This is a genomic window from Streptomyces sp. NPDC048441 (assembly GCF_043200235.1).
Classification (GTDB): domain Bacteria; phylum Actinomycetota; class Actinomycetes; order Streptomycetales; family Streptomycetaceae; genus Streptomyces.
In genome coordinates, this window is sequence record NZ_JBICXM010000001.1 from 401,229 (window position 1) to 417,910 (window position 16,682).

Here is a 16,682-nt window from a genome sequence, read left to right on the forward strand (position 1 = left end):
CATCGACGTACATACGCGAAAGGGCCGCGACCTCAGCCCTTGAGCTCGGCCGCCACCAGCTCCGCGATCTGCACCGCGTTCAGGGCGGCACCCTTGCGGAGGTTGTCGTCGGAGATGAAGAAGGCCAGGGCGTTCTCCGCCGTCTCGTCGGTGCGGATGCGGCCCACGAAGGCGTCGTCCTTGCCCGCGGCGACCAGCGGGGTCGGGACGTCCGTGAGGACGACGCCCTCGGCCGACGCGAGGATCTCGGTGGCGCGCTCGGCGCTCAGCGGACGCTCGAAGCGGGCGTTGACCTGGAGCGAGTGCCCGGTGAAGACCGGCACGCGCACGCAGGTGCCGGATACCTTGAGCGCAGGGATCTCCAGGATCTTGCGCGATTCGTTGCGGAGCTTCTGCTCCTCGTCGGTCTCGTTCAGACCGTCGTCGACGATGGAACCGGCCATCGGCAGGACGTTGTACGCGATCGGCGCGACGTACTTGTTCGGCGCCGGGAACTCGGTGGCCGAGCCGTCGTGCGTCAGCTGCGGCGCGTCGTCGCCGACCTTCTTGACCTGCTCGAACAGCTCGTCGACACCGGCGAGGCCCGAGCCGGACACGGCCTGGTACGTCGCCACGACGAGCGCGGTGAGCCCGGCCTCCAGGTGCAGCGGCTTCAGGACCGGCATCGCGGCCATCGTCGTGCAGTTCGGGTTGGCGATGATGCCCTTGGGGCGGTCCGCGATCGCGTGCGGGTTGACCTCGGAGACGACCAGGGGGACCTCGGGGTCCATGCGCCAGGCCGAGGAGTTGTCGATCACTACGGCGCCCTGCGACGCGACCTTCTCGGCCAGCGCCTTCGAGGTCGAGCCGCCCGCCGAGAACAGGACGATGTCAAGGCCGGTGTAGTCGGCCGTGGCGGCCTCCTCGACCGTCACGCCGTCGACGACCGTGCCGGCCGAGCGGGCCGATGCGAACAGGCGCAGCTCGTCGATGGGGAAGGCCCGCTCGACGAGGATCTTGCGCATGACCTTGCCGACCTGACCGGTGGCTCCGACGATTCCGACCTTCACAGGTTCTTCCTCCGTATGTGCAAGGGCACAGGCTTTGGCCTGCGCCGGTTCCATGATGCGTCTGTCCACCGGCGCCTTGTCCAATCCATTGTCCGAAGTTCGGGATGTCACATTCCCGTGGCCCTGAGCCGAACGTTTCGGGCCGTCCCCGCGTCCTAGGGGAAACGTGGGGACGGGAGGGGTGTCTTGCTGCGCGGAATGACGCGACGGGGCCGGCCGGAGAAGGCCGATCCGCTCGACGCGGCCCAGGAGGACCGGGTGCGGGCCGTGCTCGCGCTCGGCGGAGTGCCGCACGCCGATCTGCCCGACGGCGTCCAGCAGGTCAGGCTCAAGCTTCTGGAGCGGGCGGCTGACGGGCGCGATGCGCCACGTGACGTGTCCGCGTGGGCGGCGGTCGTCGCCTCCAACCTCGCCATGGACTGGCACCGGGCGCGCCGCAGACAGGAGCGGCTCGGGGAGCGGCTCGCCGTGCTGTGGCGGGAGGCGACGGACGAGGACGGGGCGGAGTCGCGGGCGCTCTCGATGGCCGTGACCCAGGGCCTCGACGCGCTGCCCGACACCCAGCGGCAGGTCGTCGTCCTGCGCTTCTACGCCGATCTGCCGGTCCGGGCGATCGCCGACGAGCTGGGCATCCCGGAGGGCACGGTCAAGAGCAGGCTGCATACGGCGGTACGGGTGCTGCGGACGCGGCTGCACGAGGGCGAGGTGGTGTGACGGTGAGCAAGGACGAGGGGGCCAAGGGCGAAGGGGCCAAGGGCGAAGGAGCCAAGGGCGAGGGGGCCAAGGATCAGTACGACGCCTTGATGCTCGCGCTCACGGATGAGCCTGTGCCGGAGGCCGCCCGGCGGGACCCGGAGCTCCTGGCCGAGCACGCGCGGGCGGTGGCGGATGTCGCGCTTCTTCAGGAGCACCTCGGGGTGGTGGGCCGCGCGCTCACGGCTCCGGAGCCGGAGCCGGAACGGCTGGTCGCCGTACGCCCTGCCGGGGTCCGGCGGCGGCGCCGCACGCTGGCGCTCGGGGTGGCCGCGGCCACCGTGGCCGCCTCGCTGGTGGGCGGGGTCGCCTGGCTCGCGATGGAGAGCGGGGGCGGGGTCACCCGGAGCAGCGCCGACTCCGATGCGGCGAAGGGGGCGGCGCCGGATGCCGGGGCCGGTGCGGACCAGCTGCCCGGGGCGTACGGGGCCTGCGCCCGGCTCATCGTCGAAGGCACGGTGAACCGGGTCGAGCCGGTCCCCGGCGGCGTCCAGGACCGGATCGTCCTGGACGTGAGCCGCTACTACAAACCGAACTACAAACCGGGCCAGGGGGCGAAGCAGGTCACGTTCGTGATGGCCGTGGACGTGGACCCGCGGCTCCGCCCCGGCGACCGGACCCTGATCGGTATCCCGAAGGGGGAGGTGTCGCCGGATGTCTGGTCCAGGGGCGAGAAGAGCCTGGCCAGGGACCGTGCGTGGGTCGAAGGGGAGCTGCGCCGGGGGAAGGGGATGAAGTGCTGAGGAGGAAGTGGGGATGAAGTGCTGAGGAGGAAGTGGTGATGAAGGGCTGAGGGCAGGCCGTGAGAGGCCCCCCCCAGCCCTCCCCCCCGAACAAGATGGCCTCGAACGCCGGCCGGGCTGAAAGATCAGCCCGGCCGGCGTTCGAGGACGAACCCAGCGGAGCCCTACGGCCCCGTCACCTTCTCGATGATCACACTGCCGGCCCCGGCAACCGTGCCCCGCCCGTTCAGCAGGGACACCTCACCGAACAGCTGACGCCCGTCAGCCGCAGCCGCGTCAGCCGCGACTTCGGCGGAGACCTGGGCCGACGCCCCGTTGGCCAGCTTCACCGGTGCCGATTCGTCGACCTTCACCGAGCCGAGGGCGCCGGAGAAGAAGACGTCGCGGTAGTCGTACTCGGTCGAGCCGGCAGGCACGGAGTAGCCCGCCACCTCGATCTCGTACGTCCCCGCCGCAGGCTTCGTGAGGCTGACCGACTCCTCCGAGTCACCCTCCGCCGACGACCCCACGACCGCCCCGTCCTTCAGGACCGACAGATCCAGGTCGGCCGCTACGTCCGACGTCGAACCGATCGCGACGTCGAGTCGCTCCGCACCCGCCGGCACGACCACGGTCGTCGTCTGCGTCTCGCCCTGCTTGATCGACGGTCGTGCCGCCTTCGCCGAGCCGAGCGAGCCGCCCTTCAACTTGCCGTCCACCGCGGCGAAGTTGTTCGTGACCTTCCAGGAGACGGGAGCCGGAGTGCCGACCTTCGCCTCCGGGACCTTCTGCACCGCGGGGTCGAAGGCGACACCCAGAGTGGAGACATCCAGCTTGTACGGGTTGTCCAGGAGCGGTGACGTCCTGCGCGACTCGACCTCGACCTCCCAGACGCCCGGCTGCGGGTCCGCGTACGAACGCAGGTCGGGGCGGCAGGTGTTGGCGGGGTTGTCGTAGTTCGGGTAGCAGACGAGCGACGACGTCTCGTCGAGGGGCACGCCGTACGGGTGCACCGCGATGAACCGCGTCTGGCTCTTGCCCTTCAGGCCCCCGAGCGCCACCTCGAGCGACTTGGCGCCCTCCGGGACCGTCACGAAGTACGACTTGGTGCTGTTGCGCTGCACCGAACCGGTCGCCGAGAACGTGTACGCGGGCTTGGCGAGCGGCGTCGAGACGACGACCGTCGACATGATCTGCTGGTCGATGCCCTCGGTGCGCTCGTCGTCCACCGTGAGGATCGCGCTGTGCAGACCGGCCGAGCCGGCCTTCGCCTGCACCTTGACCGTCACCGGCTTGTTCAGGCCCAGCGAGATCTCGTCGTCGCCCAGCAGACGGAAGGTGCCGTCGTGGTTGTTCTTCAGGCCGAGCTCGTGGCGCACGGCCCGGTCGGGACCCGACGTACGCGTGACGGTGACCTCGTACGTCCGCTTCTGGCCGGTCTTCAGGCCGCCCTCGCGGTCGTAGATGCCGGTCCCGGGATTCTTCAGCTCCTGCTCGAGCGCGGTGTCGACCGGCGCCTTCACTGAGTAACTGTGCGCGCTCGCACCCGACTTGATGGCACCCCAGGCGCCGACGATGTCGATCAGGCCCGTGCCCTGCGCGTACGCCTGCTCGCCGCGGATGTGGTCCGCGGTCGACGTGAGCGCGGTGCGCAGCTTCGCGGGGGTGAGGTCGATGTGCTTCTGCTTGGCGGCGGAGATGAGCAGCGCCGAGGCGCCTGCCGCCTGCGGGGACGCCATCGACGTGCCCTGCAGCATCGAGTAACCGGCCGGGAGCTTGTAGCCCGCCTCGGCTACCGGGGAGCCCGGCAGCCAGGTCTGCGTGGTGTTGATGGCCGAGCCCGGTGCGGAGATGATCGGCGCGAAGCCGCCGTCCTCACGCGGACCGCGCGAGGAGAAGTTCATCATCGCGTACGACTTCTCCACGGCCGAGCCGTAGTTGGCGGCCCATGTCTCCTTGGAGATGGCGGCGCCGACCGAGATGACCTTGTCGGCGAGGCCGGGGTCGCCGATGGTGTTCGCGCCGGGGCCGCTGTTGCCCGCGGAGATCACCAGCTGCACGCCGTACTCGTCGATGAGGCGCTTATAGAGCAGGGCGCGCGCGTTGTTGCCGTCGTTCAGCGCCGGGAGGCCGCCGATCGACATGTTCACGATGTCGACGCCGCGCTTCGTCACGAGGTCGATCATGCCCTCGGTGAGCGCGACGTTCGTGCAGCCACCCGACCAGGTGCAGGCGCGCGACGAAACCAGCTTGGCGCCGGGCGCCGCGCCGTTCATCTTGCCGCCGAACAGGCCGTTGGCCGCGGTGATGCCCGCGACGTGCGTGCCGTGCTCGGACTCGATGACGCCGATGTTGACGAAGTCGGCCTTCTTGCCGACCCAGTCGCCGCCGTACGGATCGGTCGGCACGTCCTTGCGGATCTCGACGACGAACGGCACGCGCTCGGCGACGTCGGTCGCCGGGTCGTCCTTGCCGAAGTAGGCGACCTGGTGGTCGTCCTTGTAGGGCTTCAGCGTCTCGTCGTCGGTGAAGTCCTTGTTGTTGTTCAGGTCGACACGGACCGTTCCGGCCGCCGGGTCGTAGAGGACGCCCCAGCTGTCGGTGGTGTCGCCGTCCCGGTTGATGTCGCCCTTGGCGTCGCCGCCGGTGGTGGCCGACTCGCGGAAGCGGTTGACCTGGAAGGAGCCCGCCGGGGCCTTCCACGTCTCGCTGTCCCAGGTGAAGACGGGTCCGGTGACGGGGTTGGTCATCCGCCGCCAAGTGCCGTCCGCGTCCACGATCGGGTCGGTCGCGGTCACCCAGTCGGTGATCTTCCGCTCGCCCGTGGAGGTCTTCTGGAGCGCGGGGTGACCCAGGTCGATACCGGAGTCGAGGATGCCGATGGTGGTGCCTCGGCCGTCCGCCTTCGGGTTCTTCTTCACGAAGTCGACCGCGCCCGTCTCGAAGGACGGGTTGTACGGGTTCTTCGCCGGGGTGTTCTTGCCGGGTCCGGCGTACGACCCCTCGGCCGCGGTCTTCGCGCCCTTGGCCCGGTCGGCGGCGGGCGTCGGGTCGTCCAGCTTGATCTCGTGCCGCAGGTCTATGCCGTGCACGGACGGCAGCTTCCCCGCGGCCTCGATGGCGGCTTCGGCCTTCGCGGTGGGCACGGTGGCGCGTACGTAGCCCAGCTTGTCGTACGTCCGGCCGACCGAACCGCCCTTGACGGCGTCGAGCCGGTCGGCGACCTGCTCGGTGGCGCCGGGGGCGGTGGCGACCATCATCGTGACGGTCTTCTCGCCGTCCGCCTTCGCGTCGGCGAGGAGGTCGGCGTCGGCGGAACCGAGCTTGTCGTCGGCGGACTTGGGGGTCTGGGCCCCCGGGTTGTCACCATCGGCCGCGAGGGCCATGGGTATGGGCCCGACGGCGGAGAGCGCGGCGGTCAGGCCGACGGCTATCGCGAGACGGGCCGTGCGTCTAGCACTGGATCTGTGCATCAGCATCCCTGTACGTAAAGGTCGAAAAGGTCCGGAATCCGGAGCCGGATGACCGCTTAGCTTTACGTAAGTGACTGCTGTTTGGGGAGAGTTGTCCGGACACGATCAGAGCGTGGCGTAATTCCGCCATGCGCCATCCGGGACATAGCGGATGATTGGGATGGCTGGGGGGTGGCTGGGGGTGACTGGAGGTGGCGGGGGAGGGCGTGGGGGTTCTTGCCTCTACGCCTCGCGCTGTAGGTCTACGCCTCGCGCTGTAGGTCTACGCCTCGCGCTGTAGGCCTACGCCTCGCGTGCCCGCGCGTAATGCCGCGACGCCTTGGCCCGGTTGCCGCACGCGGCCATGGAGCACCACCGTCGCGTGCCGTTCCGCGAGGTGTCGAAGAAGTGCAGGGTGCACGCCTCGTGCGCGCAGGGGCGGATCCGGTCCGGCGCGGTGCCGAGGAGGGTCAGATAGTCCCGCGCCGCCAGCCACGCGGCGCCCCACGTGGCATCCTTGAACTCGGGTTCCTCGCCCGGCCCTTGCGCGGTCAGGGTCGCCCGGATGCGTCCATGCCCGAGGACCTTGTCGACGCGGGCGGTGGCGGCGGGGTCGCCGGGGTTCTCCACGGCGGAGGCGAGCGCGTCGCGTGCCCGCAGCGCATGGTTCAGTGTCGCCTCGTCCGCCTCGAAACGGCCGTCGAGCCCATGGGCGGCAAGCCAGATGGCGAGCCCCTCGACATCGGTCAGCAGATCCTGGCGTACGCCGTCCGCCGTCCACCGGGTGTTGAGCAGATCGAGGGAGAGCGGCTCACCGACGAGCGGACGGGGGTCGCGGGGGGCGGCGGACATGAGGGGCTCCCTTCGAGGCGCAAGACTAACCGGCAAAGAGTACGTGACTGGTTGACGCTCTCCGTTTATAACCTCTAAAGTTACTGTAACCAGTTAGCCTGCGTTGGGTGGCCCACCGTGGGCCACCGTGGCCCACCGCTGACAAGGGGAGAGTCATGACCCCGCACGCCCCGTACCACCACGGCTCCCGCGCCGTTCAGGACCTCGTCGGTGTGCGGGAGCTGGCCGACCACGTGGGCCGGTCCATGGGTGACGGTATCCGGCCCGTCGTCGCCGCCTTCCTCGAGCTGCAGCCCATGCTGGTGATCGGCGGCGCCGACCCGGCAGGCGCCGCCTGGGCCTCGCTGCTCACCGGGAAACCCGGGTTCGTACGGGCCACGGGGCCGCACCAGATATCGATCGCGGGCGGCCCGCGCCGCGCCGACCCCCTCGCGCAGGCCCTCGCCCGGGAGGGCACCCCTGTGGGCACCATCGCCCTCGACCCCCGCACCCGCCGCCGCATACGCCTGAACGGCCGGGCACGGCCGACCCCCCGGGGCCTGGCGATCGAGGCCGATCAGGTCTTCTCCAACTGCCCGAAGTACATCCAGAAGCGGCAGCTCCCGCCGGGTGCCCAGCCGGGCCGCCCGGCCGCGCCCCGGCACGGAGTGAAGCTCACCGGCGACCAGCGCGTGTTCATCGCCGAGGCGGACACCTTCTTCCTCGCCACCGTCCACGCGGAAGGCGCCGACGCCAGCCACCGGGGCGGCAACCCCGGTTTCGTCCAGGTCCCTTCCCCCTACGAACTCGCCTGGCGGGACTACCCCGGAAACTCCATGTTCCTGTCCCTGGGCAACCTCGCCGCCGACCCCCGCGCCGGGCTCCTCTTCCTCGACTGGGTGACCGGCGTCACCCTCCAGCTCACCGGCACGGCCCGTACCGAATACGGCGACGACGGCTCCCGTACGGTCCGTTTCACCCTCACCGAGGCCGTCCAGACCCTCGGCGCGAGCCCCTGGAGTTGGACCGCGCCGGAGTACTCCCCTGCTAATCCCACGTAAGGGGACTAGCGTCACTCTGTGAACAAAGAGCTGCGGGTGGCGGCCTACGCCGTATGCGTACAGGACGGGCAGCTGCTGCTCGCCCGCTGGGTGGCGGGCGACGGCAGCAAGCGCTGGACGCTGCCCGGCGGCGGGATGGACCACGGGGAGGACCCGTACGACACGGTGATCCGCGAGGCCGACGAGGAGACGGGGTACGTCATCGAGCCCCGCGTGCTGCTCGGCATCGACTCCCTTCGCCGCCGGTATCCGCGCAAGCTCGGTGCCGTCGCCGACTTCCATGGCCTGCGGATCATCTACGAGGCGCTGATCACCGGCGGCGAGCTGCGCCACGAGAGGGACGGTTCCACCGATCTCGCGGCCTGGCACCGGCTGGAGGCCGTCGCCGATCTCGACCGCGTCGGGCTCGTCGACATCGGGCTCGGCCTGTGGCGCGACCGCCCCGACGACGGGCACATGGCGGCGCCCTCCTGACCCTTCGCTGCCCTCCGTGCCCCTCCCCTTCCCCGGAAGATGAACGTGGAGTGACGGCCTCCTCTCCGTCCGGAGAGAGGTGCGTGACCGCACAGGGTGCCTGGTGATCCACGTACGGTGATCGGCGTTGGCCGTTGCGGTCTCGTTAACGTGCAGGTCATCCCGGATGTCAACGATCCAGTACGAGCGGGAAATTCGCCCACTGCGGAGCTGCCCGCGACCACTGTCGACGCGTTCGCACTCGGGGAGACCGCGCCATGTCGCGCATACGCTCTGTCGCCACCGCCGCCCAGACCGCCACCCAGACCGCCACCCACGCCGCCGCCTCCGTCGCCTCATCGGTGGACCGCCGGGCTTTCCTCGCGGCCACCGGAGCGGTCTCCGTCTCCGCGGGCATCGGCTACGCCCTGCGGCCCGCCACCAGCCATGCCGCCGCCGGCGGGCCCACCCCCGTCGCCCTCTCCCGGCAGGCCCCCGCCGCGCCCCTGATGCCCTACCGGAGCGGCACCACGCTGGCTTCCGTCGCCGCCCCGCGCGGCACATCCGGCTATCGGAGGCTCGGTGACGGGCCGGCCTGGGACCGGGTGGTCCGGGGTGACCTGGCCGCAGCCAAGAACGGCCGCGAGGAGCGGCGCACGGCGCTCGCCGCGTTCGTCCAGTTCACCGATCTGCACCTGGTCGACGTGCAGCATCCGCTGCGGTACGAGTATCTGCGCGCCCAGACCGCGAGCGCCTGGCGCCCGCAGGAGGCCCTCTCGGTGGCCGGTGCGGTCGCGCTCGTCGAGCGCGTCAACGCCCTGCGCGGCGCGCCCGTCACCGCATCGCCGCTGCACTGCGTGGTGACGACGGGCGACAACACGGACAACAACTCCCGCTCCGAGCTCGACTGGTTCCTCAAGACCATGAGCGGCGGGCGCATCACCCCCAACTCCGGTGACCCGCGCCGCTACGAAGGCGTCCAGGACAGCGGCCTCAAGCTGTACTGGCACCCGGACGACAACCTCCGCGACTCCGACAAGGCCCTCGGCTTCCCGAAGGTCGACGGCTTCCTGGACGCCGCCCTCCGCGAGGTCAACAGCCCCGGCCTGGGGCTCCCCTGGTACTCGACCGTCGGCAACCACGACGCGCTGCCCGGCGGCTGCTGGGGGCCCGGAGACTCGTACTTCTCCGAATTCGCCGTCGGCGGGCGGAAGTTGATGTCCCTGGACGAGTCGCGCGGCGCCGCCCTGTGGAAGGCCGTCAAGAAGGGCCGCGACCCCAAGGGCGCCCACTTCAAGGAGCTCCTGAAGAGCGAGGCGCGGCGGATGCGCTCGGTCACCCCGGACGAGAGCCGCGCGCCCTTCACCCCCGCCGAGTACGTCAAGGCGCACCTGGACCCGGCCTACAAGGGCCACGGCCCGGCCGGGCACGGCTATACGCAGGAGAACCTCGACTCCGGGACTCAGTACTACTCCTTCCGCGTCAGCGACCACGTACTCGGCATCAGCCTGGACACGACGGACCCCGGCGGCCACTACGAGGGCTCGCTCGGCACGGCCCAGCTGGACTGGCTCGAGCGGGAGTTGAAGGCGAACGAGAAGCAGCTCGGCGGCGGTTCGTACGTCGTCGTCTTCAGCCACCACACCAGCAAGACGATGCGGAATCTGCGCCAGGACCCGGACCGGCCGCGTGAGGCCCGGCACGGAGGCGACGAGATCGTCTCCCTCCTCGGCCGCCACCCTTCCGTACTCGCCTGGGTCAACGGCCACAGCCACAAGAACGACATCACCGCGCACCAGACCCCGCGCGGCTCCTTCTGGGAGGTCTCCACGGCCTCGCACATCGACTTCCCGCAGCTGGCCCGCGTGGTGGAGCTCGCCGACAACCACGACGGCACGGTCTCCCTCTTCACCACCCTCATCGAATCGTCGGCCCCGCACCGCACGGATTACGCCGATCTCTCCCAGACCGGTCTCGCCGCGCTCTACCGCGAGCTGTCCTTCAACGCCCCTGGTGCCAAGCCCGCGCTCGGCGGCGAGCCGGGCGACCGGAACACGGAACTGATCCTCAAGAAGGGCTGAAACCGGCTCAACTCGCGCGAAGCGCTCAACCTCCTCACCGAACTCGTGAGTCCCTCCGGCCGACGTCGTGAACAGCGTCGTGAACAGCGCGTCGTGAACAGCGCGTCGTGAACAGCGCGTCGTGAACAGAGGGGGAGACATGGGAGACATCTCAGTACGCACAAGAGGCCTGATGGGCGTGGCCGCAGCGGTGGCCATGGCGGTGACGGCGGGGGCGTTCGCCGGGCCCGCCCTGGCGGCAGGGTCCGGCCACGGGGACCGGCACCGGGCGACGCGGAAGGCGATGGAGGCCGCCGTCAACGAGAACGCCCCCGGCGTGAGTGTCCAGGCCAAGGACAAGCACGGGACCTGGAACTCGGCCGCGGGCATCGGCGACGTCGAACGGCAGAGCCCGCGCGGCGCCCATGACCGCTTCCGCGTCGGCAGCATCACCAAGACCTTCGTCTCGACGGTGATCCTCCAGTTGGTGGCCGAAGGAAAGCTGAGCCTCGACGACAAGGTGGGGCGGTGGCTGCCGGGCGTCGTCGAGGGGCACGGCCACGACGGCGACCGCATCACGGTGCGCCAGCTCCTCAACCACACGAGCGGCATCTACAACGTGCTGAACGACCCCGGGTTCCAGGAACTGATGTACACCGAGAAGTTCCTCGAGCACCGCTACGACACCTGGACTCCCGAGCAGTTGACCGCCATCGCCATGCGTCACAAGCCGGACTTCGATCCCGGCGACGGCTGGAACTACTCCAACACCAATTACCTCCTCGCGGGCATGATCATCAAGAAGGTGACGGGGAAGTCGTACGCGGACGAGATCGATCGGCGCATCATCAAGCCGCTCGGCCTGACTGCCACCAGCGCCCCGGCGACGGACTCCTCGATGCCGGAGCCGAGTTCACGGGCGTACATGAAGCTGTCCAAGGCCCCGGGCGCCACGTTCCACGACGTGACGGAGCTCAATCCGTCCCTGGCCGGCGCGTCAGGCGGGATGATCTCCGACTCGGCGGATCTGAACCGTTTCTACACGGCCCTGCTGCGCGGCAAGCTCCTGCCGAAGAAGCAGCTCGCCGAGATGAAGAAGACCGTCTCGGAGGGGGAGGACAACCCTGCCGAGCGGTACGGTCTCGGCCTGGTGAGCCGCGAGACCTCGTGCGGCAGGGTCGTCTGGGGGAACGGCGGCGAGATCCAGGGTTCGCTCTCGATGACGCTGGCGACCGAGAACGGCGGCCACGCGCTCGCCGCGAACTTCAACACCCTGCACGGGGACCTGTTCGCGCTCCTGGATGCGGAGTTCTGCTCGAAGTGACGTAGGGGACAAAGGAGTTGTGCGGGGGAAGAGGGTGGGGCGGGGCCCGTCGTGCGGGTCCCGCCCCACCCTCTTCACCTACTTGGGCAGTACGACGACATACGCCGCCGGATCACGGTCGGCCGAGGCCATCAGCGCGGTCCGCATGACGGTCGCCTGCTGTTCGAGCGCCTCGCGCAGTTTCCTGGGCGTCAGATGGACGACGGTGATGCCGAGCCGCTCCAAGTTCTCCCGCTTGCGGGCGTATTCGGACCACTGCGCGTCGTCGTCCTGCCGGAGGCCATGGCGGGGTGCCCGGGTGTCCAGCTCGACCGCGACGGCCAGGTCGGGCCAGTAGGCGTCCACGCCACCGAGGTGCGGCCCGCCGGGCAATCGCAGGTCGACGTTCCACAGCGGATCGGGCAGGCCGTGCTCCGCGACCATCTGATAGAGCCGGTCCTCGGCGATGGCCCGCCCCTCGGCGAGCAGCGAGTCGACCGCGTCCACGACATGCGGCCGGGTGAGCAGCCGCGCCTGGTTCAACTCCCGGACGATGGCGGCCGGTTCGCAGTGTCCGCCGCGCACCGCCTCGGTGAGCAGCCTGCGCACCGCGCCCGCGTCGGTGAGCCCCGCCACGGCATCGGCGAGCGCGCGCGGCACCGGCGCCACCGGAACTCCGGCGATCTGTACGGCGGTCGGCAGCGCCTGGGTCCGCACGAGCCGCGCGAATCCGACGGACCGCAGCCGCCGGGTGCGGGGGACCAGGACGTCGATGCGATCCAGGGAGAGCAGTGGGGGAGCGGACGAGAAGCGGTGCAGGGCGAGTGCGGCGAGGCCCGTGATGAGGGCGTCGGCGTACGGAGCGTGGGGCTCGCCCGCACGGGGCTGTGCGGGCACGGTCTTCGCCTGCCTGGCCGGTGGCCGCCCCGCGTACAACAGGGCGCCGTGCAGCCGCTCTTCGCTGGTCGGCGGCCCCGGATGCAGCAGGCACACCCCCGGGAGCAACTGCTGCCACGGCCCTTCCGGGCGGCAGTGGGCGGAGGCGTCGGCGGCGGAGACGCCGTGGGCGCGGAGCTGGGCGGTGCTCATGACGCGGCGCTGGACGTCGGCGAGGTGACGGAGGGGGAGGGGGGAGGAGAGCGGGGTGTTGTGGTTCATGACCGGGCCATTCCCGCTGCCACCGCGCCCCCTAACCGCTGTTACAGCCCCGTCGACATAACCAGACAACTCAGCACTAAAGTCCAGACGTTCGACTGCCGAAAAGGTCCGTTTACGAACGGTTGGGGCGGGCGCGACGCCGAAGCTGCCGAGCAGCGACGGACGAGGCGCCCACCCGGACCGCTAAGAGGCCGCCGCGTCGCAGACCTGTGCCCGCAGGGAGCGAGCCAAGTCGTCCCGGGCTTCAAGCACGAGCCGCCGCAAGGCAGGCGCAGCCGCCTCATGCGAGGCGAGCCACACATCCGCCGCGTCCAGCGTCCCCTGATCGTCCTGGAGATGCGGGAAAAGACCCTTCACCACGTCCATCCCGATCTGGATGGACCGCTCGGCCCACAACCGCTCGATCGCCGCGAAGTACTTCGGAGCGTAAGGCGCGGTCAGCGCCCGCTGCGACGACTGGGCGAAGCCCGAAATCGTCGCCCCGACCAGTGCGTTCGACAGCGCGTCCGACTCCACCACGGCGGCCCACGCTTGGGCCTTGACCGCCTCGGACGGCCGCGCTGCCAGGCACCGCACCTGGTGCCGCTTGCCCGAAGCCGTGTCGTCGCGGGCCAGCTCGGCGGCGAGGACCTGCTCGTCGGCGACGCCGTGCGCGGCGAGCGGGTTGAGGAAGGACCAGCGCAGCTCCTGGTCGACGTCCAGGCCATCGATCTTCGCCGTGCCGCCCAACAGGCCTTGCAGCAGCTGCAGATCGGCCTCCGACGAGGCCACCGCGGCGAAGAACCTCGCCCATGTCAGCTGGTGCTGGCTGCCGGGCTCGGCGATCCGCAGCTCCCGCAGCGCGCCCTCGGCGAGCGTGCGCCCGCCCTCCTCGCGCCACTCGGGTGCCGCGTAGTGCGTGAGGGCCGAGTCCGCCCACATATGCAGCATCTGAAGGACGCCGATGTCGCTCTCGCGCCCCGCGAACCGCAGCACGAGCCCGATGAAGTCCCGCGCGGGCATGAGTGCGTCCCGCGTGAGGTTCCACAGGGCGGACCAGCACAGGGCACGGGCGAGGGGATCCGTGATGTCGCCGAGGTGTTCCCGCAGCGTGGCCAGGGAGTTCTCGTCGAAGCGGATCTTGCAGTACGTGAGGTCGTCGTCGTTGACCAGGACGAGCTCGGGGGCTTCTGCCCCGGCAAGATCGGCGACGGCCGTGCGCGGTCCTTCGACGTCCACCTCGGCGCGTGCGTACCGCTCGAGCTCGCCGTCGGCGGTGCGGCGGTACAGGCCCACCGCCACGCGGTGCGGACGCAGGTCGGGGTGGGAGGCAGCGGCTTCCTGGATGACGGCGAGCTCGGTGATCCGGCCCTCCGCGTTCAAGGTGACGAGCGGGGTGAGGGAGTTGACGCCCGCCGTCTGCAGCCAGGCCTGCGACCAGGACGCCATGTCACGTCCGGATGTCTCCTCCAGGACCGACAGAAGGTCACCGAGCCGGGTGTTCCCGTACGCGTGCCGCTTGAAGTAGCGCCGCGCGCCTTCGAGGAACGCGTCGCGCCCGACGTAGGCGACGAGCTGCTTCAGGACGCTCGCGCCCTTCGCGTACGTGATCCCGTCGAAGTTGAGCTTGGCGTCCTCCAGGTCGCGGATGTCGGCCGTGACCGGGTGCGTGGAGGGGAGCTGGTCGGCGCGGTAGGCCCACGCCTTGCGGTTGTTGGCGAAGGTGATCCAGCCGTTGGTGAAGCGTGTCGCCTCGACCATCGAGAAGGTGCCCATGAAGTCGGCGAAGGACTCCTTGAGCCACAGGTCGTCCCACCAGCGCATGGTGACGAGGTCGCCGAACCACATGTGCGCCATCTCGTGCAGGATGACGTTGGCCCGGCGTTCGTACGACGCCTGTGTCACCTTGCCGCGGAAGATGAACTCCTCGCGGAACGTGACACAGCCGGGGTTCTCCATCGCGCCCAGGTTGTACTCCGGGACGAAGGCCTGGTCGTACTTCCCGAAGGGGTACGGATAGTCGAAGTTGTCGTGGAAGAAGTCGAGCCCCTGCTTCGTGACCAGGAAGACGTCGTCCGCGTCGAAGTGCTTGGCGAGGCCCTTCCTGCACAGCGCGCCGAGCGGGATGTCGAGCGTCGTGCCGTCGTCGAAGGTGCGGCTGTAGGAGTCCGTCACGTAGTGATACGGACCGGCGACGACCGCCGTGATGTACGTCGAGATCGGCTTCGTCTCGGCGAACTTCCATACGCCGTCGACCAGTTCACCCGCGCCGTTCGACCAGGCGGTCCATCCCTCGGGCGCCTGCACCTCGAAGCGGAAAGGCGCCTTCAGGTCGGGCTGCTCGAAGTTGGCGAAGACGCGGCGCGAGTCGGCGGGCTCGTACTGCGTGTAGAGATAGACCTCGCCGTCCTCCGGGTCGACGAAGCGGTGCATCCCCTCGCCGGTGCGGCTGTAGGCGCACTGGGCGTCCACCACCAGTTCGTTCTCCGCGGCCAGGTCCTCCAGGGTGATCCGGGTGCCGTCGAAGACCTCGGCGGGGTCCAGATCCTTGCCGTTGAGGGACACCGCCGTGACGCTCGGGGCGATCAGGTCGGCGAAGCTCGCGGCGCCGGGTTCGGCGGAGCGGAAGCGGAGGGTGGTGACGGAGCGGAACGTGCGCGGCTCCTGGTCGCTCCCGCCGATCGCGGAGCGCAGGTCGAGAAAGACCTCGTACCCGTCGACGGACAACAGCGCGGCCCTCTCCTGGGCCTCGTCGCGGGAAAGATTCTCACCGGGCACGGGCGGTACTCCCTTGTACTCGCAGGTGGAAGTCGTGGATCGCACGACCTGTACGAATGTCTACGATCCTCGCATGTGCCCTCGGCGCGCGGTATCCGGGAATGCCCGGGTAGATCACTGACGTTCCCCTGGCCAAGCGCGAACGCATTCCCTAGGGAGAGACATGTCCGAGAACGCCAAGCCCGGCAACGGCAAGACCCCTGTTGATTTCTGGTTCGACCCGCTGTGCCCGTGGGCCTGGATGACCTCGCGCTGGATGCTCGAGGTGGAGAAGGTCCGTGATGTCGAGGTCCGCTGGCATGTCATGAGCCTTGCCGTACTGAACGAGAACAGGCTCGACGAGCTGCCCGAGGAGTACAGCGAGAACATGCGCCCCGGCGGCAAGTCCTGGGGCCCGGTCCGCGTGGCGATCGCCGCGCGCGAGCTGCATGGCGAGGAGGTTCTCGGGAAGCTGTACACCGCGCTCGGCACGCGTATCCACAACAAGGGCCAGGGCGTGAGCGACGAGAGCATCGCGGGAGCCCTCGCCGATGTGGGCCTGCCGGCCGACCTGATCGACTACGCCAAGAAGGACACGTACGACACCGAGCTGCGGGCCTCCCACAAGGAGGGCATCGACAAGGTGGGCCAGGAAGTGGGCACCCCCGTCATCGCCGTCCCCGGCGCGGACGGCGAGCAGGTCGCCTTCTTCGGCCCCGTCGTGACGCCCGCGCCCAAGGGCGAGGCAGCGGCGAAGCTGTGGGACGGCACACTGCTTGTGGCGTCCACGCCGGGTTTCTACGAGATCAAGCGGACGCGGACGCAGGGTCCGATTTTCGACTGAGCTAGCCGAAGGACGGGGGGAGCAGCCGGCCCTTGCTCTGGTACCAGAAGGGCTGAACCCAACGGCACCCCGATGTCGGGCAGCGCCAGTGGCCCTGGGCCTCGGCCCGGGTCATGTCTGTGGCCAGGTGGTCCTCCTCCTCTTGGTTGACCTGCCGGAAGTCCTGTGGATTTCCGCCGCATTTGGGGCAGTGCTTGGAAGCCATCGCCATGGCTTACACGGTTCACCGGAACCCCGCATACCGAAAGGCCCCCGTGAGT

At 69.8% G+C, this 16,682-nt stretch carries 13 protein-coding genes; 7 read left to right on the forward strand and 6 right to left on the reverse strand.

The genetic code is table 11. The annotated features are described in order from the left end of the window. Nucleotides 1-32 precede the first annotated feature (32 nt). Nucleotides 33-1,049: an aspartate-semialdehyde dehydrogenase gene (locus ACGFSB_RS01790; RefSeq protein WP_393392524.1), complete on the reverse strand. Its 1,017-nt coding sequence runs from the start codon at nt 1,047-1,049 to the stop codon at nt 33-35. Nucleotides 1,050-1,247: 198 nt separating this feature from the next. On the opposite strand from ACGFSB_RS01790, the gene ACGFSB_RS01795 reads away from it, so the two are divergent. Then, entirely contained in the window at nt 1,248-1,763 is a 516-nt protein-coding gene (locus tag ACGFSB_RS01795; protein WP_393392526.1) for a sigma-70 family RNA polymerase sigma factor, read from the forward strand. 2 nt (nt 1,764-1,765) lie between these two features. After that, a complete protein-coding gene (locus ACGFSB_RS01800; RefSeq protein WP_393392529.1) occupies nt 1,766-2,545 on the forward strand; it encodes a hypothetical protein in 780 nt (259 codons plus the stop codon). A 164-nt stretch (nt 2,546-2,709) separates the two neighbouring features. Here the strand turns inward: ACGFSB_RS01800 and ACGFSB_RS01805 are convergent, their stop codons facing one another. Next, complete coding sequence (locus tag ACGFSB_RS01805) at nt 2,710-5,997, reverse strand: S8 family serine peptidase (protein ID WP_393392532.1); 3,288 nt, start codon at nt 5,995-5,997, stop codon at nt 2,710-2,712. A gap of 282 nt (nt 5,998-6,279) precedes the next feature. Next, a complete protein-coding gene (locus ACGFSB_RS01810) occupies nt 6,280-6,828 on the reverse strand; it encodes a CGNR zinc finger domain-containing protein (RefSeq protein ID WP_393392535.1) in 549 nt (182 codons plus the stop codon). Nucleotides 6,829-6,983: 155 nt separating this feature from the next. Between ACGFSB_RS01810 and ACGFSB_RS01815 the strand changes: the two genes are divergently transcribed. From ACGFSB_RS01815 to ACGFSB_RS01830, 4 genes are all read left to right on the forward strand, one after another. Further along, nucleotides 6,984-7,868 (forward strand): pyridoxamine 5'-phosphate oxidase family protein, encoded by an 885-nt coding sequence (locus ACGFSB_RS01815; protein WP_393392538.1) that lies wholly within the window; start codon nt 6,984-6,986, stop codon nt 7,866-7,868. Nucleotides 7,869-7,886: 18 nt separating this feature from the next. Next, complete coding sequence (locus tag ACGFSB_RS01820) at nt 7,887-8,342, forward strand: NUDIX hydrolase (RefSeq protein ID WP_393392541.1); 456 nt, start codon at nt 7,887-7,889, stop codon at nt 8,340-8,342. Between the two features lie 257 nt (nt 8,343-8,599). Continuing rightward, entirely contained in the window at nt 8,600-10,402 is a 1,803-nt protein-coding gene (locus ACGFSB_RS01825; RefSeq protein ID WP_393392543.1) for a TIGR03767 family metallophosphoesterase, read from the forward strand. Between the two features lie 139 nt (nt 10,403-10,541). Further along, a complete protein-coding gene (locus tag ACGFSB_RS01830; protein ID WP_393392545.1) occupies nt 10,542-11,705 on the forward strand; it encodes a serine hydrolase domain-containing protein in 1,164 nt (387 codons plus the stop codon). Between the two features lie 78 nt (nt 11,706-11,783). Here ACGFSB_RS01830 and ACGFSB_RS01835 read toward each other — a convergent pair whose 3' ends face one another. Together ACGFSB_RS01835 and pepN are read right to left on the reverse strand one after the other, a co-directional pair. Further along, nucleotides 11,784-12,842 (reverse strand): hypothetical protein, encoded by a 1,059-nt coding sequence (locus ACGFSB_RS01835; RefSeq protein ID WP_393392548.1) that lies wholly within the window; start codon nt 12,840-12,842, stop codon nt 11,784-11,786. 183 nt (nt 12,843-13,025) lie between these two features. Beyond that, nucleotides 13,026-15,599, reverse strand: coding sequence for an aminopeptidase N (gene pepN, locus ACGFSB_RS01840; protein ID WP_393392550.1), 2,574 nt, complete (start codon nt 15,597-15,599; stop codon nt 13,026-13,028). A 163-nt stretch (nt 15,600-15,762) separates the two neighbouring features. Between pepN and ACGFSB_RS01845 the strand changes: the two genes are divergently transcribed. After that, nucleotides 15,763-16,422: a DsbA family protein gene (locus ACGFSB_RS01845; protein WP_393392553.1), complete on the forward strand. Its 660-nt coding sequence runs from the start codon at nt 15,763-15,765 to the stop codon at nt 16,420-16,422. Between the two features lies 1 nt (nt 16,423). Here ACGFSB_RS01845 and ACGFSB_RS01850 read toward each other — a convergent pair whose 3' ends face one another. Continuing rightward, nucleotides 16,424-16,633 carry a hypothetical protein gene (locus tag ACGFSB_RS01850; protein ID WP_393392555.1) on the reverse strand — a complete coding sequence of 70 codons (210 nt, stop codon included), beginning with the start codon at nt 16,631-16,633 and terminating at the stop codon, nt 16,424-16,426. Between the last annotated feature and the right edge of the window lie 49 nt (nt 16,634-16,682).

Bases quoted from the DNA above. Each gene is read 5' to 3' on its own strand.
- ACGFSB_RS01850 (WP_393392555.1), bottom strand. From the start codon at position 16,633: ATGGCGATGGCTTCCAAGCACTGCCCCAAATGCGGCGGAAATCCACAG.
- ACGFSB_RS01805 (WP_393392532.1), bottom strand. From the start codon at position 5,997: ATGCACAGATCCAGTGCTAGACGCACGGCCCGTCTCGCGATAGCCGTC.
- ACGFSB_RS01830 (WP_393392545.1), top strand. From the start codon at position 10,542: ATGGGAGACATCTCAGTACGCACAAGAGGCCTGATGGGCGTGGCCGCA.
- ACGFSB_RS01810 (WP_393392535.1), bottom strand. From the start codon at position 6,828: ATGTCCGCCGCCCCCCGCGACCCCCGTCCGCTCGTCGGTGAGCCGCTC.
- ACGFSB_RS01825 (WP_393392543.1), top strand. From the start codon at position 8,600: ATGTCGCGCATACGCTCTGTCGCCACCGCCGCCCAGACCGCCACCCAG.
- ACGFSB_RS01845 (WP_393392553.1), top strand. From the start codon at position 15,763: ATGTCCGAGAACGCCAAGCCCGGCAACGGCAAGACCCCTGTTGATTTC.
- ACGFSB_RS01835 (WP_393392548.1), bottom strand. From the start codon at position 12,842: ATGAACCACAACACCCCGCTCTCCTCCCCCCTCCCCCTCCGTCACCTC.
- ACGFSB_RS01795 (WP_393392526.1), top strand. From the start codon at position 1,248: ATGACGCGACGGGGCCGGCCGGAGAAGGCCGATCCGCTCGACGCGGCC.
- ACGFSB_RS01815 (WP_393392538.1), top strand. From the start codon at position 6,984: ATGACCCCGCACGCCCCGTACCACCACGGCTCCCGCGCCGTTCAGGAC.